The following is a 24,037-nucleotide window of genomic DNA, read 5'->3' on the forward strand; positions in this document are numbered from 1 at the left end:
ATGTCGCCCCTTTTTTCGCAATGAAGGGAGGATGAGATGAAGAGCAGGACTGAACACGACAGCTTCGGCGCGATCGCCGTGCCGGCCGATCGGCTGTGGGGGGCCCAGACCCAGCGCTCCCTGCAACACTTTGACATCTCCGGCGAACGCCAGCCGATGGCGCTGATCCACGCCCTGGCCCGCATCAAGTCAGCCTGTGCCAGGGTCAACCACGCCAACGGGCTGCTGCCCGCCCGCACGGCGCAGGCCATCATGAGCGCCGCCGACGAGATCCTGTGCGGCCAGCATGATGAGGAATTCCCGCTGCGGGTATGGCAGACAGGCTCAGGCACCCAGACCAACATGAACCTCAACGAGGTGCTGGCCAACCGGGCCAGCGAGCTGCTCGGCGGCACTCGTGGCGAGGGGCGGCTGGTGCACCCCAACGACGAGGTGAACAAGAGCCAGTCGAGCAATGACGTCTTCCCGAGCGCCATGAACCTGGCGGCCGTCACGGCCATCACCCAGCACCTGCTGCCCGCCCTGGCGACCCTGAGCACTACCCTGGCCGGCAAGGCGGCGGCCTTCGACGACATCGTCAAGATAGGCCGCACCCATCTGCAGGATGCCACCCCGCTCACCCTGGGGCAGGAGTTCTCCGGCTGGGTCGCCCAGCTCGAGCAGGGGGAGCGCCATATCCGGGCCTCCCTGCCCCATCTGTGCGAGTTGGCGCTGGGGGGCACCGCCGTCGGCACCGGCCTCAACACCCCGCCCGGCTTCGCCGACGCGGTGGCCGCCACCCTGGCCGAGCAGACCAGCCTGCCGCTGATAAGCGCCCCCAACAAGTTCGAGGCGCTGGCCGCCAGCGATGCCCTGGTCCATGGCCACGGCGCCCTCAAGACGCTGGCCGCCTCCCTCATGAAGATCGCCAACGACGTGCGCTGGCTGGCGAGCGGCCCCCGCAGTGGGCTGGGGGAGCTGCTCATCCCGGAAAACGAGCCAGGCTCCTCCATCATGCCCGGCAAGGTCAACCCGACCCAGTGCGAGGCGCTCACCATGCTGTGCGCCCAGGTGATGGGCAACGACGTGGCCATCAACATCGGCGGCGCCAGCGGCAACTTCGAGCTCAACGTATTCAGGCCGATGATCGCCCACAACTTCCTGCAGAGCGTGCGGCTGCTGGCGGACGGCATGCAGAGTTTCCACGACCACTGCGCCGTCGGCATCACCCCGAACCGGCCCCGCATCGACGAGCTGCTGGCCCGCTCCCTGATGCTGGTGACGGCGCTCAACCCCCATATCGGCTATGACAAGGCGGCAGAGATCGCCAAGCGGGCCCACCATGAGGGGCTCAGCCTGCGGGAGGCGGCCATCGCCTCCGGCCACCTGACGGCGCAGCAGTTCGATGCCTGGGTGGTGCCGGCCGACATGGTGGGTCGGCGCGGCGGCTGAGCCAGCCCGAAGGGAAACTCGAGATAAAAAAGAAGCCGGACTGCGCCGGCTTCTTTTTTCATCAATGAGTCAGGGTTTGATCAACTTGCTCAGGGCATCCAGCTCGCGCTGGGCGGCCAGCAGCTTGGTCTGGGCCTCTTCCAGCTTGGCCTGCTTCTTGGCGATCTTGTCGGGCTTGCCCGTCACCCTGGCGTTTTGCAGCTCGACCAACCGTTCGTTGACCTGCTCCTTGAGCTCGGCCACCCGCTGCTGCTGCTCCTTGAACAGGCCGGCGTCAGTACAGTGAGTCTCGATATTGCGCAGGGCCCGCTCCAGCCCGGCGACCTGATCCGCATTGCCGTGCGCCTTGGCAAACACCAGCTGATCCTTGACGGCCTGCTGGCGCGCCTTGCAGCCAACGGCCTCACTGCCATAGGCCTGGCCGGCCAACAGCAGCATGCTCATTCCGATAACCTTCCACATAACGACCTCGTTCCCCTGTCATGTTTGATGGCCGCCTATCAGACCGTACTCGGCCGGCCGGGTCAAGGCGCGGGCAAACCGCTACGACAGAGTTTGTGCGACATCACGCCAACCGGGTGCCGATGGGCCTACAATGGCTACTTTCATGAAGGAGTCTGTTATGAATCAAGAGATTGTCATCATCGCCAACGGCGCCCCCTATGGCAGCGAATCCCTGTTCAATGCCCTGCGCCTGGCCATCGCCCTGCGCGAACAGGGCGGTGCCAACCTGAAACTGTTTCTGATGTCAGATGCGGTCAGCGCCGCACTGGCGGGCCAGGCCCCGGCCGAGGGCTACAACCTGCGCCAGATGCTGGAGATCCTGCTGGCTCAGGGGATCAGCATCCGCCTTTGCAAGACCTGTACCGATGCCCGTGGCATCACGGCGCTGCCGCTCATCGAGGGGATCGAGATCGGCACCCTGCCGCTGCTGGCCCAGTGGACACTGGCGGCCGACAAGGTGTTGACCTTCTAGCAGTGCGAGAACCGGGCGCAGGCATTGATCTGCAACAATCCTGCGCCATTTGAAAACCTGTTCACAGCTGTTAATGTCTACACTGTCAGTTAGATAACAACGTGCGCGCTTTCATTTTCGTTCAGGGAACTGCCATGAATCCAACCGAACAGACTCTGCTGGAACAAATGCGGATCACCGAGTTCGAAATCGCTCATCGCAAGGAGCTGTTGCTGCTGGATGAACGGGATTTCGCCCTGCTCGCCAGCTACCGTCCCAAAATCGAGCCCCACATCGACGCCCTGGTCGACAAGTTTTACACCCTGCAGACCGGGATCACCGAAATTGCCCTGCTGATCGGCGACGCCGATACCCTCACCCGGCTGCGGGCCGCCCAGCGCCGCTACATTCTCGATCTGTTCAGCGGCCTGTACGACCTGGAATATGTCAACAACCGGCTGCGGATCGGGCTGGTGCACAAGCGGATCGGGGTGGAACCCAAGCTCTATCTGGCCGCCATCAACACCCTCAAGGGGCTGCTCATCGAGGATATCTTTACCCAGATAGACCATGAGCCGGACCGCATCACCATGCTGACCGCCCTCGACAAGCTGTTCCTGTTCGATATCACCCTGGTGTTCGAGACCTATATTCGCAGCCTGGTGTCGGAGATAGAGTCCTCCAAGGAGAAATCGGAGATCTACGCCAAGTCGCTGGAGGAGAAGGTGCGCGAGCGCACCCAGCAGCTGGAGGAGATGAGCCGGATCGATGCCCTCACCGGCCTGCTCAGCGTGCGCCATCTGCAGGAGAATCTGACCCGCACCCTGCGTACCTGCCAGCGCCGCTCAGAGCCGGTGGTCATCGCCTATCTCGACATCGACGACTTCAAGCAGATCAACGACAGCCAGGGCCATCAGCGCGGGGACGAGATCCTGCGCATCGTCGGCGACTGCATTCGCAAGGTCTCACGAGCGGAGGATTGCTGTTTCCGTTACGGCGGGGACGAGTTCTGCCTGATCCTGCCCAACTGCAACGAGGAGCAGGCCAGAGACGTCTACCTGCAGCGGCTGACCCATGCGCTGGCCGAGCAGATCAGTGACGTCACCCTCAGCATCGGTCTAGTACAGACCGGGCCGCTCCAGTTCGACGAGGGCAACAGCCTGATCCGGCTGGCCGACGAGCGCATGTATGCCGCCAAGAAGGCGATGAAGCAGGTCAACCAGAACAGTACCCACTGAGGTTCAATCCTGCCTGACCCGAATCCGTGCCGGGCGCGCAATGCGGGCGCCCCACTCATAGAGCAGGAAGGTAAACAGGCAGAGCACCGCCATCAGCACATAGAGTGCCTGACCACCCCACACGGCAAGGATCCAGCCCCCCAGCAAGGCACCGAGGGCACCACCCAGCCCGGCCAGCGCACCGGCGCCGAAGTAGCTCCCCTTCAGGTGCGGGGGCGACATCTGATCGATCAGCACGTTGAGCAGCGGAAACAGTATGGTCTCCCCCACGCTCAGCATCAGTACCGCCCCGACCCAGTGCGACCACTGCTGCGGATCCCCCAGCGCAAACAGCACCTGAGCCCCCAAGAACAGGGTGATGCCGACCTGCAGGCGCACCTTGCCGGGCCAGCGGGCAAGCAGATGTAGCAGTGGGAATTGCAGCAGCACCACGGTCAGGGCGTTGGTGGCCACCAGAAGGGCGATGAGGCTCGCTACCTCTGGCGTCCCGGCCCGGGTCAGGTATTGCACCAGCGGTGAGTGGAACTGGGAATAGACCAGGTTCATCAGCAGGTTGGCCAGCACCAGCAGCAAGAAGCCCCGGTCCAGCCACAATACCTTGATGGCCGCACGCAAGCCCAGCTCGCTGCCGTGGGTCGCCACTATCCTGCTTTGTGCAAAACCCCAGAGGAAGGCTGATCCCAGCAGCAGATAGCTGCCACTGAGCAGCAGGAAGGTCTGCTGCTGGGCACTGATGCCGAGGGTCACCCCCAGCAGGGGGCCGAGAGCCGCCCCCAAGTTGAGCAGGAAGTAGCGCAGGTGCAGCGCCAGCTCGCGGGCCTTGGCCGAGGCCAGGCTGTCGGCCATCAGCGCCTTGCCGGGCGCATCGATGAGCCCGGAGGAGAGGCCGCTGCCGAGTACCCCGAGTCCGAGCCACAGCACCGAATGGGAGAAGCCGAGCAGGCCGTAGCAGAGCACCGAGACCAGACAACCCGCCAGCAGGATGTTGCGCCGCCCCAGCTTGTCGGACAGCCAGCCGCCATAGAAGCTGACCAGGGTGGAGATGGCCGCAGTCGCCCCCAGCATGGCGCCGATGGCGGTCGCCGAGAGGCCATACTCCCGATAGAGCAAGATGGAGAGAAACGGCCAAACCATGTAATAGCTGGTGCGCACCATGAAGGTGCCCAGGATCACGGTCCAGACCAGGGGAGGAAACTGCCTGAGGAGGGCCCACGACATCACACTGCTCCTTGTTGCCCGTCGTGCGGGAAGCCTTTCGTTATAACAAGAGGTCTCAAAAGAGACAACATCAAGCCGCAAATATAAAAAAAGCCGACCCTGAGGTCGGCTTTTTCACGGCTCGGCGGCTTATTCGGCGGCCGGCTCTTCGACGGCGGCAACAGCCGGCTCGGCTGCGGCTTCGGTCGGGGCGTTCGCTTCCTTGATGGAGAGACGCACGCGGCCCTGACGGTCCACTTCCAGTACCTTCACCTTCACCACGTCACCGATGGTCAGGTGGTCAGCCACGTTTTGCACGCGCGCGTCGGTGATCTGGGAGATGTGCACCAGACCATCTTTGCCCGGCAGGATGTTGACGAAGGCACCGAAGTCAGCCAGACGCACAACCTTGCCTTCGTAGATGCGGTTCACTTCGATCTCGGCGGTGATGGCCTCGATACGACGGATCGCTTCCATGGCAGCTTCGTTGGCCACGGCGGAGATACGTACAGTACCGTCATCATCCAGCTCGATGTTGGTGCCGGTCTCTTCGGTCAGCGCACGGATCACGGAACCACCCTTGCCGATCACGTCCTTGATCTTCTCAGGATTGATCTTGATGGTGTGGATACGCGGGGCGAAATCGGAGATCTGGGCACGCGGTGCCTGGATGGCTTCGTCCATCACTTTCAGGATGTGCAGGCGAGCACCACGAGCTTGCTTCAGGGCAATCTCCATGATCTCTTTGGTGATGCCTTCGATCTTGATGTCCATCTGCAGTGCGGTCACACCTTCGGTGGTACCGGCAACCTTGAAGTCCATGTCGCCCAAGTGATCTTCGTCACCCAGGATGTCGGACAGCACGACGAAACCTTCTTCTTCCTTCACCAGACCCATGGCGATACCGGCAACGGAGGCCTTGATCGGCACACCGGCATCCATCAGCGCCAGGGAGGAACCACAGACGGAGGCCATGGAGGAGGAGCCGTTGGATTCGGTGATTTCAGACACCACGCGAACCACGTACGGGAACTCGTCGGCGCTCGGCATCACGGCAGCAACGCCGCGCTTGGCCAGACGGCCGTGACCGATTTCACGACGTTTCGGGCTACCCATCATGCCGGTCTCACCGACGCAGTATGGCGGGAAGTTGTAGTGCAGCATGAAGCGATCGGCGCGGTTGCCGGTCAGCTCGTCGATGTTCTGGGCGTCACGCTCGGTACCCAGGGTGGCAACGACCATGGCCTGAGTTTCACCACGGGTGAACAGGGCGGAGCCGTGAGCACGCGGCAGTACGCCGGTGGCGACGGACAGGGCGCGGATCATCTCCGGATCGCGACCATCGATGCGCGGCTCGCCACGGACGACGCGACCACGGACGATGCGGCTTTCCAGGCTGTGGAACTCTTCGCCGATCTTCTTGGCATCTTCTTCCACGCCGGAAGCGATAACTTGCTCAACCACACGAGCCTTGATGGCACCGATGGTTTCGTAACGCACGGCTTTCTCGGTGATGCGGTAGGCTTCACCCAGCTCGGCTGTTGCCAGCTCGGCAACCTTGGCTTTCAGCGCTTCGTTGACGGCAGGAGCAGTCCAGTTCCACGGCTTGGTGCCGACGTCAGCAGCGAATTCGTTGATGGCGTTGATAACGGCCTGCATCTGCTCGTGACCGAACACCACGGCACCCAGCATCACCTCTTCGGAGAGGATGGCCGCTTCGGATTCAACCATCAGCACGGCGTTGGCGGTGCCGGCAACCACCAGGTCCAGATCGCTCTGCGGCAGTTCGGTAGTGGTCGGGTTCAGCACGTACTGACCGTTCATGTAACCCACGCGGGCTGCACCGATCGGGCCGCCGAACGGGATACCGGAGATGGCCAGCGCCGCAGAGGCACCGATCATGGCAACGATGTCGGGAGAAACGGCCGGGTTCACGGACATGACGGTGGCAACCACCTGAACCTCATTGAGGAAGCCTTCCGGGAACAGCGGACGAATAGGACGGTCGATCAGACGGGAGATCAGGGTCTCGCCTTCGCTCGGACGGCCTTCACGACGGAAGAAACCACCCGGGATACGACCAGCAGCATAGGTACGCTCCTGGTAGTTGACGGTCAGCGGGAAGAAATCACGGCCGTGATCGGCCTCTTTCTTGCCAACTACGGTCACAAATACGCAGGTATCGTCCATGCTGACCATGACGGCCGCAGTGGCTTGACGGGCCATCACTCCGGTTTCCAGAGTGACGGTGTGTTGACCGTACTGGAATGACTTTACAATAGGATTCACGTGAATTTCCTTTTTACAATTTGGCGCTTTAAATTCGCGTGCAAGTATACTTGATTCGATGCAAAAGGTAAGCAGCGACACAAATTCTGTGAGGGCGGCAACAGCCTGACGCGCAATAAAAAAGGGGAACCCGGAGGTTCCCCTTTTTCGCAAAATCTGATGGTCGATTAACGACGCAGACCCAGCTTGGCGATCAGAGCAGCGTAACGCTGAACGTCTTTACGCTTCAGGTAGTCCAGCAGCTTACGACGCTGGGAAACCATGCGCAGCAGACCGCGACGACCGTGGTGATCCTTGGAGTGCTCCTTGAAGTGACCTTGCAGATGGTTGATCTGGGCAGTCAGCAGGGCAACTTGCACTTCGGGGGAGCCAGTGTCGTTGGCGCAACGAGCGTTGTCAGCAACGATTTGAGCTTTGATCTCAGCATTTAGAGACATGGTATTACTCCAGTAGAGTGTTTAAAGGTTCACAGCCAATCTCTAATTCAGCCGTGAAATGAGGGCGGTATCATAATCGTCCCCGTCACTTTTCGCAACGGGAAAGAGCCACAACGGCCAACACGCGTCGATACCGCCTGAGGATCACTCCTCGTCGTGTTCGTCGTGATAACGCACCAGACGCTTGGGCGCCACGCGCCCCTCGTCGTCGATCTCGCCCACGCCGATGAACTCGCGCTCCGGACCGACCGTCATCCGCACCTGACCGCTCTGCGGCGCTCCGGCGACCTGCACGGCCTGGCCCTGGTTCACATAGGCGGCCACGGCGGCCAGCATGTTCACCTCGGGCAGGCTTGCCACGGCGGTGTCCATCGGCAGCAGCAGCGGATCCAGCTGCTCGCGCGGCGGAATGCTTTCGGCCTTGGCCTGCTCGAAGATGCACTCGAGCTGTTCCAGGGTCAGCATCCGCTCATAGGGATAGCTGGCCACCTGGGTACGGCGCAACTGGGTGACGTGCGCGCCACAGCCCAGCACCTCCCCCAAGTCGTCCACCAGGGAGCGGATGTAGGTGCCCTTGCTGCAGTGCACCTCCAGCTTGACCTCATCCCCTTCGAAGCTGATGAGCTTGAGCTCGAACACCGTGATGGGGCGGGCTTCCCGCTCGATCTCGATGCCTTCACGGGCGTACTCGTAGAGCGGGCGACCGTTGTGCTTGAGGGCGGAGTACATGGACGGCACCTGCATGATGGGGCCGCGGAACTGGTCCAGCGACTCGATCAGGGTACCCACGGCCACGTTCACCGGCCGGGTGGAGACCACCTCGCCATCGGAGTCGCTGGTATTGGTGCGCTCGCCCAGCTTGGCGGTCACCTCGTAGCGCTTGTCCGCTTCCAGCAGATACTGGGAGAACTTGGTGGCTTCGCCGAGGCAGATCGGCAGCATGCCGGTTGCCAGCGGGTCCAGGGCGCCGGTGTGGCCGGCCTTGGCGGCGTTGTAGATCCGCTTGACCTTCTGCAACACATCGTTGGAGGTCAGCCCGGTCGGCTTGTCCAGCAGCAGGATACCGTGCACGTCACGGCCCTTGAAACGACGTCTACGAGACATCTCAGGCGTTATCCTCAGTAGTTTCATCCGGCGCGGCATCGTCTTCTTCACGACCGGATTCGGCCATGCGACGCTTGTCTTCACGGATGGTGTTGGTCACCAGGTTGGAGAGACGCATCCCCTCGACCAGAGTCTGGTCGTAGAAGAAACGCAGCTCGGGCACGACCCGCAGACGCATGGCGCTGCCCAGCAGGCTGCGGATGTAGCCAGCGGCTTCCGTCAGCGCCTTGAGCCCTTCCTTGATGCGCTCGGCATCATTTTCCAGCTGCAAGAAGGTGACATACACCTTGGCGTAATTGAGGTCACGGGACACTTCCACATCGGAAACAGTCACCATGCCGATGCGCGGATCCTTGACCTCGCGCTGCAGAATGAGCGCGATTTCACGCTGGATCTGCTGTCCGACCCGACGGGTCCGGCTAAATTCTCTGGCCATATTCTATCCTGCGATAAAAGGGGGCCGCGGCCCCCTATTTAATCTGACTCCAGCCTTACAGAGTCCGTTGAATTTCAACGGTCTCGTAAACTTCGATCTGGTCGCCTTCGCGTACGTCGTTGTAGTTCTTGACCGCGATACCACACTCGTAGCCGTTCTTGACTTCGTTGACGTCATCCTTGAAGCGACGCAGGGATTCCAGCTCGCCTTCATAGATAACCACGTTGTCGCGCAGAACGCGAATGCGGTTGGAACGCTTGACCACACCTTCGGTGACCATACAGCCGGCCACGGCACCAAACTTCGGTGACTTGAACACGCTGCGCACTTCGGCCAGACCGATGATTTCCTGACGGTACTCGGGGGCCAGCATGCCGCTCATGGCCTGCTTCACTTCGTCGATCAGGTCATAGATGACGGAGTAGTAACGCAGATCCAGGCTCTCGGCCTCGATGACCTTGCGTGCAGAGGCATCGGCACGGACGTTGAAGCCCACCAGGATGGCGCTGGACGCGGCAGCCAGGGTAGCGTCGGTCTCGGTGATACCACCCACGCCGGAACCCACGATCTTCACCTTCACTTCGTCGGTGGAGAGCTTGACCAGGGCATCGCAGATCGCTTCCACGGAACCCTGTACGTCGGCCTTGATCACCACGTTCACTTCGGACACTTCGCCCTCGGTCATGTTGGCGAACATGTTTTCCAGCTTGGCCTTCTGCTGGCGAGCCAGCTTGACTTCGCGGAACTTGCCTTGACGGTAGAGCGCCACTTCACGGGCTTTCTTCTCGTCACGCACGACAGTGGCTTCGTCACCGGCAGAGGGAACGCCGGACAGGCCGAGGATTTCCACCGGCAGGGACGGACCCGCTTCCTTGATCTCGCGACCCAGCTCGTCACGCATGGCACGGACACGACCATATTCCAGGCCGCACAGCACGATGTCGCCCTGACGCAGGGTACCTTCTTGTACCAGCACGGTAGCAACCGGACCACGACCCTTGTCCAGGAAGGACTCGATCACGACGCCGTTGGCCATGCCGTCAACCACCGCTTTCAGCTCCAGTACTTCGGACTGGATCAGGATGGCTTCCAGCAGGTCATCGATGCCCTGGCCGGATTTGGCGGAGACATGGACGAACTGGCAATCGCCACCCCAGTCTTCGGACATGACGTTGTAACGGGCCAGCTCGGTCTTGACGCGATCCGGATCCGCTTCCGGCTTGTCGATCTTGTTGACCGCCACCACCAAGGGCACTTCAGCGGCCTTGGCGTGCTGGATGGCTTCGATGGTTTGCGGCATCACGCCATCATCGGCAGCAACGACCAGCACCACGATATCGGTGGCCTTGGCACCACGAGCACGCATGGAGGTAAACGCCGCGTGACCCGGGGTATCCAGGAAGGTGATCATGCCACTGTCGGTTTCGACGTGGTAAGCACCGATATGCTGGGTAATACCACCGGCTTCGCCCGCGGCAACCTTGGCTTTACGGATGTAGTCCAGCAGCGAGGTCTTGCCGTGGTCAACGTGACCCATGATGGTCACGACCGGCGCGCGCGGCTTGGCTTCGGAGGTCTCGTCACGATCGGACAGTACCGCCTCTTCCAGCTCGTTCTCGCGGCGCAGCACCACCTTGTGACCCATCTCCTCGGCGACCAGCTGAGCGGTCTCCTGGTCGATCACCTGGTTGATGGTGGCCATGGCACCCATCTTCATCATCACCTTGATGACTTCAACGCCCTTGACGGCCATCTTGTTGGCCAGGTCGGCCACAGTGATGGTCTCGCCGATCACCACGTCGCGGTTCACCGCGGCCGCCGGCTTGTTGAAGCCGTGCTTCATGGCGTTCGGAGTGGCAACCTTGCCACGCTTGCCCTTGCGAGCACGCGGGTTGCGCGCATCGCGATCGTCTTCACGACGACCGGCCTTTTTCGGGCCCTTGGCAGCAGCGGCAGTGCGGCGGCTGGTCTCTTCCTTACGATCCAACTCATCTTCAGCCGCCTGAGCGTGCTTGTTGGTGGTCAGATGGTAATCGCTGCTCTCTTTGGCGCGAGCGGCTTCTTCTTCAGCCCAGCGGGCTGCGTTCTGTTCCGCCATGACACGAGCCTCTTCGGCTTTCTTCGCGGCGAGTTCCTCAGCCTTGGTCAAGGCTGCTTGTTCTTGTTGGCGCTTCAGTTCTTCTGCTTCGCGCTTGGCCATCTTTTCTGCCTCTTGCTGAGCTGTGCTACCGGCTGCTTTGGCGGGCTGTTGAGCCTGTCGAGCCTTTTGTTGTGCCTCGATCCGCGCCTTTTCCTCAGCTTCACGACGAGCCTGCTCAGCCTCACGGCGAGCCTTCTCTTCAGCGTCGAGACGGGCCTTCTCTTCGGCCTCGCGACGAGCTTTTTCTTCTGCTTCCAAACGCGCTGTTTCCTCGGCTTCCGCCTGGCGCTGTTCATCTTCCAGCGCCGAACGTCTTACATAGGTGCGAGACTTGCGCACTTCTACCTGCACTTCCTTGTTCTTGCCGCCAGTCCCCTGAACACTGATGGTGCTCTTGGTCTTGCGCTGCAAGGTCATGCGGGCAGGTGCGGCGACCTCGTCACCTCCATGCTGTTTCTTCAGATGGGCCAGCAGTGTCTGTTTCTCAGACTCGCTGACCATGTCGTCGGCCTTGCTCTTGCTGATACCGGCATCGACAAACTGCTGGAGAAGACGATCAACCGGTGTGTCGATGTCAGTGGCAAGTTGTTTGACTGATACTTCTGCCATTCATTTTCCTCCGTTTGATCTTACTCAGACTGCTCTTCTCCGAACCAACAGATATTACGAGCAGCCATAATCAGCTCACCGGCTTTCTCTGCCGTCAGCCCTTCAATATCAGCAAGGTCATCGATGCCTTGCTCTGCCAAATCTTCCAGGGTACCGATGCCGCGAGCGGCCAGTGCGTACGCCATTTCACGGCCAAGGCCGTTCAGATTGAGCAGTTCTTCGGAAGGTTCTACACCTTCAAAGGATTCTTCTTTGGCCAAAGCCTTGGTGGTCAGAGCATCCTTGGCGCGTTTGCGCAGCTCTTCCACCATGTCTTCGTCCAGGCCATCGATGGCCAGCAGCTCGTTGACCGGCACGAAAGCGATCTCTTCCAGAGTGGAGAAACCCTCTTCCATCAACAGGCTGGCGAAATCGTCATCGATGTCCAGCGTGCTGGTGAACAGCGTCAGGATGCGGTCGTTCTCGGCCTGGTGCTTGGCACGCATGTCCTCGACGGTCATCACGTTCAGCTCCCAACCAGTCAGCTGGGAAGCCAGACGCACGTTCTGACCGTTGCGACCGATGGCCTGGGCCAGGTTGGCGGCTTCCACGGCGATGTCCATGGTGTGGTTGTCTTCATCAACGATGATGGAGGCCACATCGGCAGGCGCCATAGCATTGATCACGTACTGGGCCGGGTTGTCATCGTACAGCACGATGTCGGCGCGCTCGCCGCTCAGCTCGGCGGAGACCGCCTGAACGCGGGCACCACGCATGCCGATACAGGCACCGATCGGGTCGATACGACGATCGTTGGTCTTCACCGCGATCTTGGCGCGGGAACCCGGATCACGGGCTGCGCCCATGATTTCGATCATCTCTTCACCGATTTCCGGTACTTCGATGCGGAACAGCTCTTTCAGGAAGTCCGGGCTGGAACGGCTGACGAACAGCTGGGAACCACGGGCTTCCGGACGCACGGCGTAGAGCAGACCACGGATGCGGTCACCCGGGCGGAAGGTCTCGCGCGGCAGCATGTCGTCGCGGAAGATCACGGCTTCGGCGTTGCTGCCCAGATCCAGGATCACGTTGTCGCGGTTGCTCTTCTTGACCACGCCGCTGATGATGGTGCCTTCCTTGTCCTTGAACTGGTCAACGACCTGGGAACGCTCGGCTTCGCGCACTTTCTGCACGATGACCTGCTTGGCAGTCTGGGTGGTGATGCGGTCGAAGGTGACAGAGTCGATCTGATCTTCAACGTATTCACCGATCTGGATTTCTGGCTGCTCGATCTGGGCAGCTTCCAGGGTAATCTCGGCGTAGGGGTTTTCCATCGCAGCTTGATCTGCAATGACGACCCAGCGGCGATAAGTGTCGTAGTCACCGGTCTTGCGATCGATCTCGACCCGAACTTCAATCTCGCCTTCGTATTTTTTCTTGGTCGCTGTCGCCAACGCGGTTTCCAGAGCCTGGAAAATCTTCTCGCGGGGTACCGCCTTCTCGTTGGAAACTGCGTCAACGACCAGCAAAATCTCTTTATTCATATCCGATAGCCTCGTTAACCAAAGTTCGGCACAATGTTCGCTTTTTGGATATTGGTGAAAGCCAACACTTCGTCCTTACCATCTACCGTCAGGGTGATCATGTCGCCCTGCACGGCTTTGATTACGCCTTTGAACTTGCGGCGGTTGTTTGTTGCCATCCGAAGCGTTACCGCCGCCTCTTGGCCAACGTATTTTTCGAACTGGGCAACCTTGAACAGGGGACGATCCAGACCCGGGGAAGACACCTCGAGGTAATACTCCTCGGTGATGGGATCTTCGACATCCATGATGGCGCCAACCTGATGGCTGACCTCAGCACAGTTCTCGACGCTCACGCCATGCTCGCCGTCGATATAGACGCGCAAGGTGGAGTGTTTACCCGCACGGATAAACTCAATACCCCACAGTTCAAAGCCCAAGGCAACGACAGGAGCCTCGAGCAGATCGGTCAAACGTTGTTCCAACGTAGCCAAAGTCACCCTCCGAAAAAACAAAAAAAGGGCATAAAGCCCAGATAGAAATTGGTTCAGAGTAAATTGCACATAACAAAAAGCCCCGATGTCAAATCGGGGCTTGGCGCTTTACCCTGATTGTCGCCTCGCAGCGACCGCCTTCCTGAGCGTAGGAAATGCGTGAAATTTGGTTGCGGGGGCCGGATTTGAACCGACGACCTTCGGGTTATGAGCCCGACGAGCTACCATGCTGCTCCACCCCGCGTCCGAAATCGTGCGAGATTATAGCCACTTCACCCTCGTCACACAAGACTGACTGGCTATAATACACCCGGTTACCCGGGCTCACTGCTTAATTGGTGCCGTGGGCGGGACTCGAACCCGCACACCCTAGAGCACTACCCCCTCAAGATAGCGTGTCTACCAATTCCACCACCACGGCAAAACTCTTACTCGGGAACGTCAGTGTCTTTCTTGACTGGCGCTTTGCTCTGCTCAACCTGTTGGGTTTGTTGCAGATTTTCCCATTCACTACCCTGTTTGACCTTGTTGCTGGACATAGAGCCAAGCACCAAGCTAATCAAGAAGAACAGAGTAGCCAAAATCGCTGTTGTGCGGGTCAGGAAACTGCCTGAACCACCGGAGCCGAATACGGTATTCGATGCCCCTGCGCCGAAGGAGGCGCCCATGTCAGCCCCTTTACCTTGCTGAATCATCACCAGACCAATCAGAGCCAGTGACACCAGCAGATAAACGACCAAAAGAATCTCGTACATTTAACTTGCACCCTTTGCCGCTTCAACAATTCCTAAAAACGTCTGGTCATCGAGACTTGCTCCGCCAATCAGGCCGCCGTCAACGTCGGGCTGGGCAAACAACTCTCTCGCATTGGTCGGCGTCACGCTCCCACCATAGATGATTCTGACTTTCTCACCTATGACCGGAGTATCCTCCGCCAAGCGACCACGTATAAAGGAATGAACCTCTTGTGCCTGCTCGGGTGTGGCGCATTTACCTGTACCTACAGCCCAAATCGGCTCGTAGGCGATGATAGCATTATCGAAAGCCATCGCGCCATTTTTCTCTATGACGATGTCCAGCTCTTCGGCGATCACCTCGAAGGTTCTTCTCGCCTGCCTCGCCGCCCCTGATTCACCCAAACAGAGGATGGGAATCAGACCTGCCGCTCTGGCTGCCGCAAACTTCTCTGCGACGATAAAACTGGTCTCACCAAAGAGACGCCTGCGCTCGGAGTGCCCTACCAGTACGTATCGACACCCTGCCTCGACCAGCATCTGACACGAGATTTCTCCCGTGTAAGCGCCCTGTCTGTGCTGGCTCACATTCTGAGCCCCCAACTTCATTGTCCGCTGCTCACCGAGCAGTGCGGCCGTAAAGTCGAGATGCACATGGGATGGACACAAGACCACGTCTACTCGTTCATCAACATCCTTCAGACATTGACCAGTAAACTGCTCTAACTGCGACCTACTACCGTGTAACTTCCAGTTGGCGGCTACAAACGGCTTGCGATGTCCCATCGGCAACTCCCTTGCGAAAGCGGGGCTGATAATATCCAGAGGATTGTCAGCTGACAAGCGCTATTTTCAAATTTTTGAATCGTTTGAACAAGATACAACCAGGGCGGCTTAAAAGCCGCCCTTTTTGTTCATTAAAACGCCGATTCAACCTGTTGTGCGATGCGTTGGGCCATATCACGCACCTGCTGTTCATGTTCCCCTTCCACCATCACGCGGATCAGGGGTTCAGTGCCGGATTTGCGCAGCAGCACACGACCACGACCAGCCAGCTCCTGTTCCACCTTGGCCACTTCCTGCTGCACGGCGTCGGCCGCCAGCGGATCCTTGCCTTCGGCAAAACGCACATTGACCAGCACCTGCGGGAACTTGTTCATGCCGGAGCGCAGCTTGGCCAGCGGCATCTCGGCGGTGCAGATGGCTGTCAGTACCTGCAGGGCGGCGACGATGCCATCCCCGGTAGTGGTCTGATCCAGGCAGATGATGTGACCGGAGTTCTCGCCGCCGATGCGCCAGCCCTTCTCGTTCATCATCTCCAGCACGTAGCGGTCACCCACCTTGGCACGGGCGAACGGGATGCCGAGGGTCTGCAGCGCCAGTTCCAGACCCATGTTGGCCATCAGGGTGCCCACCACGCCGCCCTTGAGGCGACCGTTGCGCAATGCATCGCGGGCGATGATGTAGAGGATTTCATCGCCGTCGATGATATAGCCGGTGTTGTCCACCATCACCAGACGGTCGCCATCACCATCGAAGGCCACCCCCAGATCCGCCTTGCACTCCAGCACCTTGGCCGCCAGGGCTTCGGGGGCGGTCGAACCGACACCGTCGTTGATGTTGAGACCATCCGGGCTGCAGCCGATGGCGATCACTTCTGCCCCCAGCTCGCGGAACACGGAAGGCGCAATGTGGTAGGTGGCACCATGACCGCAGTCCACCACCATCTTCAACCCTTCCAGGCTCAGATTGGAGGGGAAAGTGCTCTTGCAGAATTCGATGTAACGACCGGCGGCATCGTCGATGCGCAGTGCCTTGCCCAGCTCGGCGGACTCCACGCACTTCAGCTCGTGGTCCAGCTCGGCTTCGATGGCCATCTCGACTTCGTCAGGCAGCTTGGTACCATCGGCGGAGAAGAACTTGATGCCATTGTCGTAATAGGGGTTGTGGGAAGCGCTGATGACGATGCCGGCTTCGGCCCGGAAGGTGCGGGTCAGATAGGCGACGGCCGGGGTGGGCATGGGGCCCATCAGAATGGCCTTGAGACCCGCGGCGGACAGGCCAGCCTCCAGTGCGGACTCCAGCATGTAGCCGGAGATGCGGGTATCCTTGCCGATCAGCACCTTGCGAGTCCCCTTCTTGGAGAGCACCTTGCCCGCGGCCCAGCCCAGTTTCATCACGAAATCCGGGGTAATCGGGTATTCACCCACCTTGCCGCGTACACCGTCGGTGCCAAAATACTTTCTTGCCATTGTCTGTTCTCGTTTTTTTATTTGGATATGAAATCTTGTCCCGTCATGACCATCCAGCCGGTACGCAAGGCATCCATGGTCGCTCGCACATCGTGCACCCGAATGATCCGGGCACCGCGCTGCATCCCGATGAGCGCACAGGCCAGACTGCCGGCCAGCCGTTCATCAACCGGGCGGCCAAGCAGGTTGCCTATCATAGACTTTCGCGACATACCGACCAAGAGCGGAAGCTGGTAATCGAGCAACTTCTCCTGCTGCGCAAGCAGCTGATAGTTGTGTGCGAGCGTCTTGCCGAAACCGTAACCGGGATCCAGCAACAACTGCTCCCTCTCTATTCCCGCTGCCAGGCAGGCGGCGATCCGCTCGTCGAAGAAAGCCCTCACCTCCCCCAGCAGATCGTCATAATACGGCTCTGCCTGCATGGTTCTGGGCTGCCCCTGCATGTGCATCAGGCACACCGGAACGTTGGCAACGGCGGCCGCGGCCAGGGCCCCCGGCTCGAGCAGGGCTCGTACGTCATTGATAAGATGGGCACCCGCCGCGCAGCCTTCCCGCATCACCGCCGCCTTGGAGGTATCCAGGGAGATCATCACCTCCAGCTCGGCGACCATGCGCTCCACCACGGGAATGACTCGGTCCAGTTCCTCCTGCTCGCTCACATCGGGAGCACCGGGACGGGTCGACTCGCCACCGATGTCGATGAGGGTCGCCCCCTCCGCCACCATCTGGCGCACATGGGTCATCGCCCGCTCCAGCTGATTGAAATGACCGCCGTCGGAGAAGGAGTCCGGTGTCACATTGAGGATCCCCATGACGTGGGGACGTTCGAGGGAGAGGCTGAGCCCCTTGCTGGTTAGCTGCATCGTTACTTCCGTTGACATAAAGAAAAACCCCGGGGCCAGCCCGGGGTTTGTATCATCACGATTTATTTGGCCGGCAGATCGTTGGCCTTGTCGATATCGACATCAGCCACCTGCTCGGTCTCGGCTACCGCCGGCTTGGCCTCTGCAGCAACCGTGGCACCGCCTTGCGGGGTATCACCGTGCTCATCATGCCAGTTGCTGGGGGCACGCACTTCGCGGCGAGCCATCAGATCGTCGATCTGCTTGGCATCGATGGTCTCGTACTTCATCAGCGCATCTTTCATGCTGTGCAGCACGTCCATGTTGTCCAGCAGGATCTGCTTGGAGCGGGCGTAGTTGCGATCGATGACCTGCTTGACCTCGGCATCGATGACGCGCGCAGTATCATCGGACATGTGCTTGGCCTTGGCCATGCTGCGACCGAGGAACACCTCGCCATCTTCTTCCGCGTAGAGCATGGGGCCGAGACGCTCGGACATACCCCACTGGGTCACCATCTTGCGAGCTATGTCGGTGGCGCGCTCAATGTCGTTGGACGCACCGGTCGATACCTTCTCGGCACCGTAGATCAGCTCTTCCGCCAGACGGCCGCCGTACAGGCTGGAGATCATGGACTCCAGATGCTGCTTGGAGTGGCTCCAGCGATCCTGCTCCGGCAGATACATGGTCACACCCAGCGCACGACCGCGCGGAATGATGGAGACCTTGTAGACGGGGTCATGATCCGGCACCAGACGACCAATGATGGCGTGGCCGGCTTCATGATAGGCCGTCATCTCCTTCTCGGACTCTTTCATCACCATGGAGCGACGTTCCGCGCCCATCATGATCTTGTCCTTGGCCTTTTCAAACTCGGCCATGGAGACCACTCGACGGCTCTCGCGGGCCGAGAACAGGGCGGCTTCGTTGACCAGGTTGGCCAAATCGGCACCGGAGAAACCGGGGGTACCGCGGGCAATCAGCGCCGGATTGACATCATCTGCCAACGGCACCTTGCGCATATGCACTTTCAGGATCTGTTCGCGACCACGCACATCCGGCAGACCGACCACGACCTGGCGGTCGAAACGACCCGGACGCAGCAAGGCGGGGTCCAATACGTCAGGACGGTTGGTGGCGGCGATGACGATGATGCCTTCATTGCCTTCAAAACCATCCATTTCGACCAGCATCTGGTTCAGGGTCTGCTCACGCTCGTCATGACCACCGCCCAGACCGGCGCCACGCTGGCGGCCGACCGCATCGATCTCGTCGATGAAGATGATGCAGGGAGAAGACTTCTTGGCCTGCTCAAACATGTCGCGTACCCGGGAGGCACCGACACCCACGAACATTTCGACGAAATCTGAACCTGAAATGGTAAAGAACGGCACCTTGGCCTCGCCCGCAATGGCCTTGGCCAGCAGGGTCTTACCGGTACCGGGAGGACCAACCAGCAGCACGCCGGTGGGGATCTTGCCGCCCAGTTTCTGGAACTTGCTCGGATCGCGCAGATAGTCGACCAGCTCCTTCACCTCTTCCTTGGCCTCGTCACAGCCAGCCACGTCGGCAAAGGTGGTCTTGATCTGATCTTCACTCATCAGGCGAGCCTTGCTCTTGCCGAACGACATGGCACCCTTGCCACCACCGCCCTGCATTTGACGCATGAAGAAGACCCAGACACCGATCAGCAACAGCATCGGGAACCAGGAGATGAAGATGGACGTCAGCAGAGACGGCTCTTCCGGCTTCTCGCCCATCACTTTGACATTGTGATTGAGCATGTCGTTGAGCAGCTGGGGATCCGGCGCCGGGATGATGGTGGTGAAGCGTTCACCGGTGCGCTTGACGCCATTAATGACCTTGCCATCCATCCGCACTTCACGGATCTGCTCTTGGGTCACTTCTTTAACGAAGCTGGAATAGTCCAGCTGGCGACTGGTGGTATCGCTGGGGCTGAAGCTATTGAACACCGACATCAACACGACGGCGATGACCAGCCACAGGATTAGGTTTTTCGCCATGTCACTCAAATCAGTAACCTCGCAGACTGACAGTTAACGATGAAGGTTAGGGTACTACAGTTTAAAACCGGTAGCCACAATGTAGACTTCTCGTGAACGGGCACGAGACGAGTCTGGTTTACGAATCTTGACGGCAGTGAAAAGTTTACGGATTTCATTGAGATAGATATCAAACCCCTCCCCCTGGAACACCTTGACCACGAAGCTGCCGTTGGCCCGCAGGACCTGGTTGCACATGTCCAGCGCCAGCTCGACCAGATACATGGAACGGGCCTGATCCACCTGCTGGGTACCGCTCATGTTGGGCGCCATGTCGGACATGACGACGTCAACCTTGTCCGGACCTACCCGTTCAAGCAGAGCGCCCAGTACAGTTTCCTCCCGAAAGTCGCCCTGAAGGAAATCGACACCGGCGATGGAATCCATCGGCAGAATATCGCAGGCGATCACTCGCCCCTTGTCACCGACCTGGTCGATGGCAAACTGGGACCAGCCACCGGGGGCCGCCCCCAGATCCACCACCGTCATGCCCGGCTTGAGCAGTTTGTCCTTGCCCTGGATCTCGTCGATCTTGAACACGGCACGGGATCTCAGTCCCAACTTCTGGGCTTTTTTGACGTATTGATCGTCAAAATGCTCTTTTAACCAGCGGGTTGAACTGGGGGAATGTTTTTTCTGGGTCATGATCGTCGACTTTAAAAAACCACAAGGGTTATTAGTATTAAGGGCTAAGTGGGGGTAGAATACGCCCCTTTCAACCCTGACTTATGAAGAAATTGCCATGATTCTCAACAATAAACAGAAACAGTACCTCAAGGGCCTTGCCCACAGTCTGAAGCCGGTCGTCCTGCTGGGACAACACGGTCTGACCGAAGGTGTGCTGGCCGAGATCGATCTGGCGCTCAACCACCACGAGCTGATCAAGGTTAAGGTTGCGTCTGAAGATCGTGAGATGAAACAGCTGGTTATGGATGCCATCGTCCGTGAAACCGGCGCGGTGAAAGTACAGAGCATCGGCCACGTGCTGACCATCTATCGTCAGGCCAACGAGCCGAAAATCCAACTGCCCCGCAAGTAACAGGAAAGAGCATCGCTCTTTCCTTCATTTCCCCTCTTCCCAAGTCGCTTGCCAAAGTAGTCGCCAGGCCCTTAACCTGCGATGAATACTCGTGGATACCCGCTATGGATCACCATCAGATTCTCACCGAAGATGAACTGGCCATGCTACGGGACTTGGGAAGCGATCAGGAGACGGCCGCCGGTCAATCCCTGAGCGGTTATCTCGCCACTCCCCTGCTAGGCCTGCTGCAACGCGCCGACCAGCTGGTGCTGGAAGCCCGTTTTGCCGGGCATCAGCTCCGTTTTCCGCTGCGCTTCACTCAAGGGGATGATGGCTTCGTCGAGCCACGCATCGCCGCCCCCGTCATCAAGGAGCTGGGTTATCCCCATCCGCGCACCTGGCGGCTGGACGAGCAGGCCAGCTTCAGGATGGATGAGCACGAGTATCTGGTGCACAGCCTGTCGCTCGATGGCCTGGTCGTCGAGGGCCTGCCGCCCGGGCTGGCTGTCGGCGCCACCTTGACGGGCAGCCTGCTCATTGAAGATCTCGCCCCCCTGCCGCTCAGCGCAGAGCTGGTCAGGCACATTCATCGTCGCAACGGCATTCAGGGCTGGGCACTGCATTTCCAGATGGCCAAAGCGGACCTTGAACTGCTGCGCAACTGGATGTTCCAGCGTCATCAGGACGCCTTCACCCAGGCTTACCAGCCCCGCTAAATACAAACAGGGGAGCCGGGGCTCCCCTGTTCTGGCATCCACCTACCTCAGAGGTAGGCAACTTCCAGGATCTCGTACTCCACATCGCCTGCCGGCGTCTTGACGATGGCCACATCGTCCACTTCCTTGCCGATCAGGGCACGGGCGATGGGGGAATTCACGGAGATCATGTTCTGTTTGATGTCCGCCTCGTCGTCACCCACGATACGGTAGACCACCTCTTCTTCCGTCTCGCTCTTGAGCAGAGTCACGGTTGCCCCGAAGATGACGCGACCATTGTTGGTCATCTTGGTGATGTCGATCACCTGGGCGTTGGAGAGCTTGCTCTCGATTTCCTGGATACGGCCTTCACAGAAGCCTTGCTGCTCGCGGGCAGCATGGTATTCGGCGTTTTCTTTCAGATCACCATGTTCACGGGCATCTGCAATCGCTTCGATAATCTGCGGACGCAGCTCGGTCTTGAGATATTCGAGCTCTTCACGCAGCTTTTCAGCGCCGCGAACAGTCATCGGAGTATGATTCATAGTCGAAACCTGGGTTGCTTGAAAAGAGAAGCTGCGGCTATCAGAGAGAGCCGCAGCTGTCGGTTCGGATGAGGCATCTTAATATGAAGCCGGCACAAAATCCATGTCAGTCCCTGCGAGCGGGATCGCGCTTTCTCATCAGAATTTGCCGGAACTATTTCTGCTCCTGCTTCTGCTCCTGCGCGCTGATCGGGGCTGACACCGTCGGTTTGCCCTGCATGATGGAGATCTCCACCCGCCGGTTCATGCGCCGGTTTTCCGGGCTGGTATTGGGCACCAGCGGCTGGGAATCGGCCATGCCCTGTACCACCAGCCGGCCGCCATCGAAGCCAGGCACCTTGATCATCTGGTGGGCGACCGCCACCGCTCGCTGGGAGGAGAGCTCCCAGTTGGACTGGAACAGCTCATCCTCGGTGGCGGCATCATCGGTGTGACCCGAAATGGTGATCTCGCCGGGCACATCCTTGAGCAGGGCCGCCACCTTGCGCACCACCGGCCAGAACTGGGGCTGCAGGAAGGCAGACCCCGCCGGGAAGGCCGCTTTTTCCCGGATCCGGATGATGATCTGCTGGCCCAGCGCCTCCACTTCGATGGCGCCATCCTGGATCTGCGCCTTCATCTGATCCGCCAGCGCCTTGGCCAGCGCGTTGGACTGCTCCTGCTGTTGTTGTTTCTGCGCCTCCTGCTGAGTGTCGCCCCCCACCAGTTTCTCTTCACTCTTGTCATGACCGCCGGCCTGATCGGCATCGCCGGGCTGGAAATCCAGCTCGGTCTGGGTCATGTCCATGGTCTGCTGCATGATGGTATCGATGGGGGTCGGCTCCGGGCGACCCGGCCTGAACTCCTGGGCGATGACGGAGGTTCCCTTGGGGATGTCCTTCACCTCGAGAATATTCTGCACCCCGAACGCCTTCTCCATGGAGCCGGCAATCTGCTTGAACTTCTGCACGTCCATCTCGGCAAACGAGAGCAGCAGCACGAAGAAGCACATCAACAGCGACATCAGGTCGGCGAAGGTTCCCATATAGCCGGGCAGACCGGGAGGTGGGCATTTGCACTTTGCCATGCGCGCTCCTATTCCGTCCCGTTGTTGCGTTTGGACTGGTTCAGGTAGTTCTGCAGCATGGCCTGGATCACCCGCGGGTTCTGGCCATCCTGGATCCCCATGATGGCGTCGAGGATCAGGGTACGGCTCAGCTGCTCCTCACCGCTGCGCAGCTCCAGCTTGTCGGCGATGGGGATGGCGATCATGTTGGCCTCGATCGCCCCGTACAGGGTGGTGAGCAGGGCCACCGCCATGGCCGGGCCGATGGACTTGGGATCGCTCATGTTGGCCAACATGGCCACCAGCCCCACCAGGGTACCTATCATCCCCATGGCAGGGCCGAGATCCCCCAGGGAGCGGAACACCTTGACGGCGATGACGTGGCGCTCCGAGGTCAACTCGATATCCTTCTCCATCACGGCCCGCACCACGTCGGCGTCATGGCCGTCCACCAGCATGTCGATGCCCTTCTTCATGAAGGTATTGGGGATCTCCGCCGCCTCCAGGGCCAGGAAGCCCCCCTTGCGGGCCGCGTCCGCCAGCTCCACCGCCTTGGCAATCAGGTCATCGAGCTTGTCCCCCTTGTACATGAATGCCTTGCCGGCCACCTTGAACGCCATCAGAAACTGGCCGAGGTTGAACTTCATCATGCAGATGAACAGAGAACCCAAAATGGTGATATAGACCGAGGGCATATCCACATACATGCTCATGGGGCCACCCAGCAGCATGCCGTACACCACCACCCCGAACCCCAGCACTATGCCTATCAGACTGCCTAAATCCACATCCCTACTCCTGTCAGCTGAAATTTGTTGTATCTGCAGTTTGTTGAATTTTCTGCTATTGGCTCATCAGCGGCAAGGGTTGCCACAATTTTCCCCGCTTGGAAGATGGCTTATTATCGGCCACTTTTCCGAGAGTTTAAGCCGACGGCATTTTTCTGCCTCCCCCCTGCCCGTCGTCGATGTTAAGATAAGCCGTTTTTTTCAATCCCCGAGGATGGAC

23 protein-coding genes and 2 tRNA genes are annotated in these 24,037 nt (G+C 59.6%); 5 read left to right on the forward strand and 20 right to left on the reverse strand.

What is annotated here, in order from left to right:
* The first annotated feature begins 36 nt into the window (after nucleotides 1-36).
* Entirely contained in the window at nucleotides 37-1,431 is a 1,395-nt protein-coding gene (gene fumC, locus ACPW75_RS15035; RefSeq protein ID WP_077095613.1) for a class II fumarate hydratase, read from the forward strand.
* 69 nt (nucleotides 1,432-1,500) lie between these two features.
* On the opposite strand, the gene ACPW75_RS15040 is transcribed toward fumC, so the two are convergent.
* A complete protein-coding gene (locus ACPW75_RS15040; RefSeq protein WP_077095614.1) occupies nucleotides 1,501-1,875 on the reverse strand; it encodes a DUF1090 domain-containing protein in 375 nt (124 codons plus the stop codon).
* Between the two features lie 178 nt (nucleotides 1,876-2,053).
* On the opposite strand from ACPW75_RS15040, the gene ACPW75_RS15045 reads away from it, so the two are divergent.
* Both ACPW75_RS15045 and ACPW75_RS15050 read left to right on the forward strand, forming a co-directional pair.
* Nucleotides 2,054-2,407, forward strand: coding sequence for a DsrE/DsrF/TusD sulfur relay family protein (locus tag ACPW75_RS15045; protein WP_011707068.1), 354 nt, complete (start codon nucleotides 2,054-2,056; stop codon nucleotides 2,405-2,407).
* A 134-nt stretch (nucleotides 2,408-2,541) separates the two neighbouring features.
* The gene (locus ACPW75_RS15050) at nucleotides 2,542-3,624 is read left to right on the forward strand and encodes a protoglobin domain-containing protein (RefSeq protein ID WP_077095615.1); all 1,083 of its coding nucleotides are present in this window, start codon (nucleotides 2,542-2,544) and stop codon (nucleotides 3,622-3,624) included.
* A 3-nt stretch (nucleotides 3,625-3,627) separates the two neighbouring features.
* Here the strand turns inward: ACPW75_RS15050 and ACPW75_RS15055 are convergent, their stop codons facing one another.
* The 16 genes from ACPW75_RS15055 to rlmE form a co-directional block, all read right to left on the reverse strand.
* Nucleotides 3,628-4,842, reverse strand: coding sequence for an MFS transporter (locus tag ACPW75_RS15055; protein WP_081398582.1), 1,215 nt, complete (start codon nucleotides 4,840-4,842; stop codon nucleotides 3,628-3,630).
* Nucleotides 4,843-4,971: 129 nt separating this feature from the next.
* On the reverse strand, nucleotides 4,972-7,110 hold the full coding sequence (gene pnp / locus ACPW75_RS15060) for a polyribonucleotide nucleotidyltransferase (RefSeq protein WP_016351716.1): 2,139 nt from the start codon (nucleotides 7,108-7,110) through the stop codon (nucleotides 4,972-4,974).
* A gap of 167 nt (nucleotides 7,111-7,277) precedes the next feature.
* Nucleotides 7,278-7,547: a 30S ribosomal protein S15 gene (gene rpsO, locus ACPW75_RS15065; RefSeq protein WP_005298162.1), complete on the reverse strand. Its 270-nt coding sequence runs from the start codon at nucleotides 7,545-7,547 to the stop codon at nucleotides 7,278-7,280.
* A 144-nt stretch (nucleotides 7,548-7,691) separates the two neighbouring features.
* The gene (truB, locus tag ACPW75_RS15070; protein WP_016351717.1) at nucleotides 7,692-8,651 is read right to left on the reverse strand and encodes a tRNA pseudouridine(55) synthase TruB; all 960 of its coding nucleotides are present in this window, start codon (nucleotides 8,649-8,651) and stop codon (nucleotides 7,692-7,694) included.
* A 1-nt stretch (nucleotide 8,652) separates the two neighbouring features.
* Nucleotides 8,653-9,087 carry a 30S ribosome-binding factor RbfA gene (gene rbfA / locus ACPW75_RS15075; protein WP_011707073.1) on the reverse strand — a complete coding sequence of 145 codons (435 nt, stop codon included), beginning with the start codon at nucleotides 9,085-9,087 and terminating at the stop codon, nucleotides 8,653-8,655.
* A gap of 55 nt (nucleotides 9,088-9,142) precedes the next feature.
* A complete protein-coding gene (gene infB / locus ACPW75_RS15080; protein WP_016351718.1) occupies nucleotides 9,143-11,836 on the reverse strand; it encodes a translation initiation factor IF-2 in 2,694 nt (897 codons plus the stop codon).
* Nucleotides 11,837-11,856: 20 nt separating this feature from the next.
* Nucleotides 11,857-13,359 (reverse strand): transcription termination factor NusA, encoded by a 1,503-nt coding sequence (gene nusA, locus ACPW75_RS15085; RefSeq protein WP_011707075.1) that lies wholly within the window; start codon nucleotides 13,357-13,359, stop codon nucleotides 11,857-11,859.
* A 14-nt stretch (nucleotides 13,360-13,373) separates the two neighbouring features.
* Entirely contained in the window at nucleotides 13,374-13,832 is a 459-nt protein-coding gene (gene rimP, locus ACPW75_RS15090) for a ribosome maturation factor RimP (RefSeq protein WP_016351719.1), read from the reverse strand.
* 167 nt (nucleotides 13,833-13,999) lie between these two features.
* A tRNA-Met gene (locus ACPW75_RS15095) sits at nucleotides 14,000-14,076 on the reverse strand.
* A gap of 92 nt (nucleotides 14,077-14,168) precedes the next feature.
* Nucleotides 14,169-14,253 (reverse strand) — tRNA-Leu (locus ACPW75_RS15100).
* A gap of 7 nt (nucleotides 14,254-14,260) precedes the next feature.
* Nucleotides 14,261-14,587 carry a preprotein translocase subunit SecG gene (secG, locus tag ACPW75_RS15105; protein WP_010633113.1) on the reverse strand — a complete coding sequence of 109 codons (327 nt, stop codon included), beginning with the start codon at nucleotides 14,585-14,587 and terminating at the stop codon, nucleotides 14,261-14,263.
* Nucleotides 14,588-15,352 carry a triose-phosphate isomerase gene (tpiA, locus tag ACPW75_RS15110; protein WP_077095617.1) on the reverse strand — a complete coding sequence of 255 codons (765 nt, stop codon included), beginning with the start codon at nucleotides 15,350-15,352 and terminating at the stop codon, nucleotides 14,588-14,590.
* A gap of 131 nt (nucleotides 15,353-15,483) precedes the next feature.
* On the reverse strand, nucleotides 15,484-16,818 hold the full coding sequence (glmM, locus tag ACPW75_RS15115) for a phosphoglucosamine mutase (protein ID WP_016351721.1): 1,335 nt from the start codon (nucleotides 16,816-16,818) through the stop codon (nucleotides 15,484-15,486).
* A 17-nt stretch (nucleotides 16,819-16,835) separates the two neighbouring features.
* Nucleotides 16,836-17,681: a dihydropteroate synthase gene (folP, locus tag ACPW75_RS15120; RefSeq protein ID WP_045528315.1), complete on the reverse strand. Its 846-nt coding sequence runs from the start codon at nucleotides 17,679-17,681 to the stop codon at nucleotides 16,836-16,838.
* A 62-nt stretch (nucleotides 17,682-17,743) separates the two neighbouring features.
* Nucleotides 17,744-19,693 carry an ATP-dependent zinc metalloprotease FtsH gene (gene ftsH / locus ACPW75_RS15125; RefSeq protein ID WP_011707080.1) on the reverse strand — a complete coding sequence of 650 codons (1,950 nt, stop codon included), beginning with the start codon at nucleotides 19,691-19,693 and terminating at the stop codon, nucleotides 17,744-17,746.
* A 45-nt stretch (nucleotides 19,694-19,738) separates the two neighbouring features.
* A complete protein-coding gene (rlmE, locus tag ACPW75_RS15130) occupies nucleotides 19,739-20,368 on the reverse strand; it encodes a 23S rRNA (uridine(2552)-2'-O)-methyltransferase RlmE (protein ID WP_011707081.1) in 630 nt (209 codons plus the stop codon).
* A gap of 97 nt (nucleotides 20,369-20,465) precedes the next feature.
* Between rlmE and yhbY the strand changes: the two genes are divergently transcribed.
* Together yhbY and ACPW75_RS15140 are read left to right on the forward strand one after the other, a co-directional pair.
* Nucleotides 20,466-20,762 carry a ribosome assembly RNA-binding protein YhbY gene (gene yhbY / locus ACPW75_RS15135; protein ID WP_005298134.1) on the forward strand — a complete coding sequence of 99 codons (297 nt, stop codon included), beginning with the start codon at nucleotides 20,466-20,468 and terminating at the stop codon, nucleotides 20,760-20,762.
* 104 nt (nucleotides 20,763-20,866) lie between these two features.
* Nucleotides 20,867-21,460: a PilZ domain-containing protein gene (locus ACPW75_RS15140; RefSeq protein ID WP_077095618.1), complete on the forward strand. Its 594-nt coding sequence runs from the start codon at nucleotides 20,867-20,869 to the stop codon at nucleotides 21,458-21,460.
* Between the two features lie 47 nt (nucleotides 21,461-21,507).
* On the opposite strand, the gene greA is transcribed toward ACPW75_RS15140, so the two are convergent.
* The 3 genes from greA to pomA all read right to left on the reverse strand — a co-directional run bounded on the left by greA (nucleotide 21,508) and on the right by pomA (nucleotide 23,817).
* Complete coding sequence (greA, locus tag ACPW75_RS15145; protein ID WP_011707083.1) at nucleotides 21,508-21,984, reverse strand: transcription elongation factor GreA; 477 nt, start codon at nucleotides 21,982-21,984, stop codon at nucleotides 21,508-21,510.
* A gap of 154 nt (nucleotides 21,985-22,138) precedes the next feature.
* On the reverse strand, nucleotides 22,139-23,050 hold the full coding sequence (locus ACPW75_RS15150; protein ID WP_077095619.1) for a flagellar motor protein MotB: 912 nt from the start codon (nucleotides 23,048-23,050) through the stop codon (nucleotides 22,139-22,141).
* An 8-nt stretch (nucleotides 23,051-23,058) separates the two neighbouring features.
* The gene (gene pomA, locus ACPW75_RS15155; RefSeq protein ID WP_011707085.1) at nucleotides 23,059-23,817 is read right to left on the reverse strand and encodes a flagellar motor protein PomA; all 759 of its coding nucleotides are present in this window, start codon (nucleotides 23,815-23,817) and stop codon (nucleotides 23,059-23,061) included.
* Nucleotides 23,818-24,037 lie beyond the last annotated feature (220 nt).

This window comes from Aeromonas sp. FL131 (genome assembly GCF_049860615.1).
Lineage (GTDB): Bacteria > Pseudomonadota > Gammaproteobacteria > Enterobacterales > Aeromonadaceae > Aeromonas > Aeromonas hydrophila.

Coding starts and splice junctions, on each gene's coding strand:
- fumC (WP_077095613.1), top strand. CDS start 37: ATGAAGAGCAGGACTGAACACGACAGCTTCGGCGCGATCGCCGTGCCG.
- ACPW75_RS15040 (WP_077095614.1), bottom strand. CDS start 1,875: ATGAGCATGCTGCTGTTGGCCGGCCAGGCCTATGGCAGTGAGGCCGTT.
- ACPW75_RS15045 (WP_011707068.1), top strand. CDS start 2,054: ATGAATCAAGAGATTGTCATCATCGCCAACGGCGCCCCCTATGGCAGC.
- ACPW75_RS15050 (WP_077095615.1), top strand. CDS start 2,542: ATGAATCCAACCGAACAGACTCTGCTGGAACAAATGCGGATCACCGAG.
- ACPW75_RS15055 (WP_081398582.1), bottom strand. CDS start 4,842: ATGTCGTGGGCCCTCCTCAGGCAGTTTCCTCCCCTGGTCTGGACCGTG.
- rpsO (WP_005298162.1), bottom strand. CDS start 7,547: ATGTCTCTAAATGCTGAGATCAAAGCTCAAATCGTTGCTGACAACGCT.
- truB (WP_016351717.1), bottom strand. CDS start 8,651: ATGTCTCGTAGACGTCGTTTCAAGGGCCGTGACGTGCACGGTATCCTG.
- rbfA (WP_011707073.1), bottom strand. CDS start 9,087: ATGGCCAGAGAATTTAGCCGGACCCGTCGGGTCGGACAGCAGATCCAG.
- infB (WP_016351718.1), bottom strand. CDS start 11,836: ATGGCAGAAGTATCAGTCAAACAACTTGCCACTGACATCGACACACCG.
- nusA (WP_011707075.1), bottom strand. CDS start 13,359: ATGAATAAAGAGATTTTGCTGGTCGTTGACGCAGTTTCCAACGAGAAG.
- secG (WP_010633113.1), bottom strand. CDS start 14,587: ATGTACGAGATTCTTTTGGTCGTTTATCTGCTGGTGTCACTGGCTCTG.
- tpiA (WP_077095617.1), bottom strand. CDS start 15,352: ATGGGACATCGCAAGCCGTTTGTAGCCGCCAACTGGAAGTTACACGGT.
- glmM (WP_016351721.1), bottom strand. CDS start 16,818: ATGGCAAGAAAGTATTTTGGCACCGACGGTGTACGCGGCAAGGTGGGT.
- folP (WP_045528315.1), bottom strand. CDS start 17,681: ATGCAGCTAACCAGCAAGGGGCTCAGCCTCTCCCTCGAACGTCCCCAC.
- rlmE (WP_011707081.1), bottom strand. CDS start 20,368: ATGACCCAGAAAAAACATTCCCCCAGTTCAACCCGCTGGTTAAAAGAG.
- yhbY (WP_005298134.1), top strand. CDS start 20,466: ATGATTCTCAACAATAAACAGAAACAGTACCTCAAGGGCCTTGCCCAC.
- ACPW75_RS15140 (WP_077095618.1), top strand. CDS start 20,867: ATGGATCACCATCAGATTCTCACCGAAGATGAACTGGCCATGCTACGG.
- greA (WP_011707083.1), bottom strand. CDS start 21,984: ATGAATCATACTCCGATGACTGTTCGCGGCGCTGAAAAGCTGCGTGAA.
- ACPW75_RS15150 (WP_077095619.1), bottom strand. CDS start 23,050: ATGGCAAAGTGCAAATGCCCACCTCCCGGTCTGCCCGGCTATATGGGA.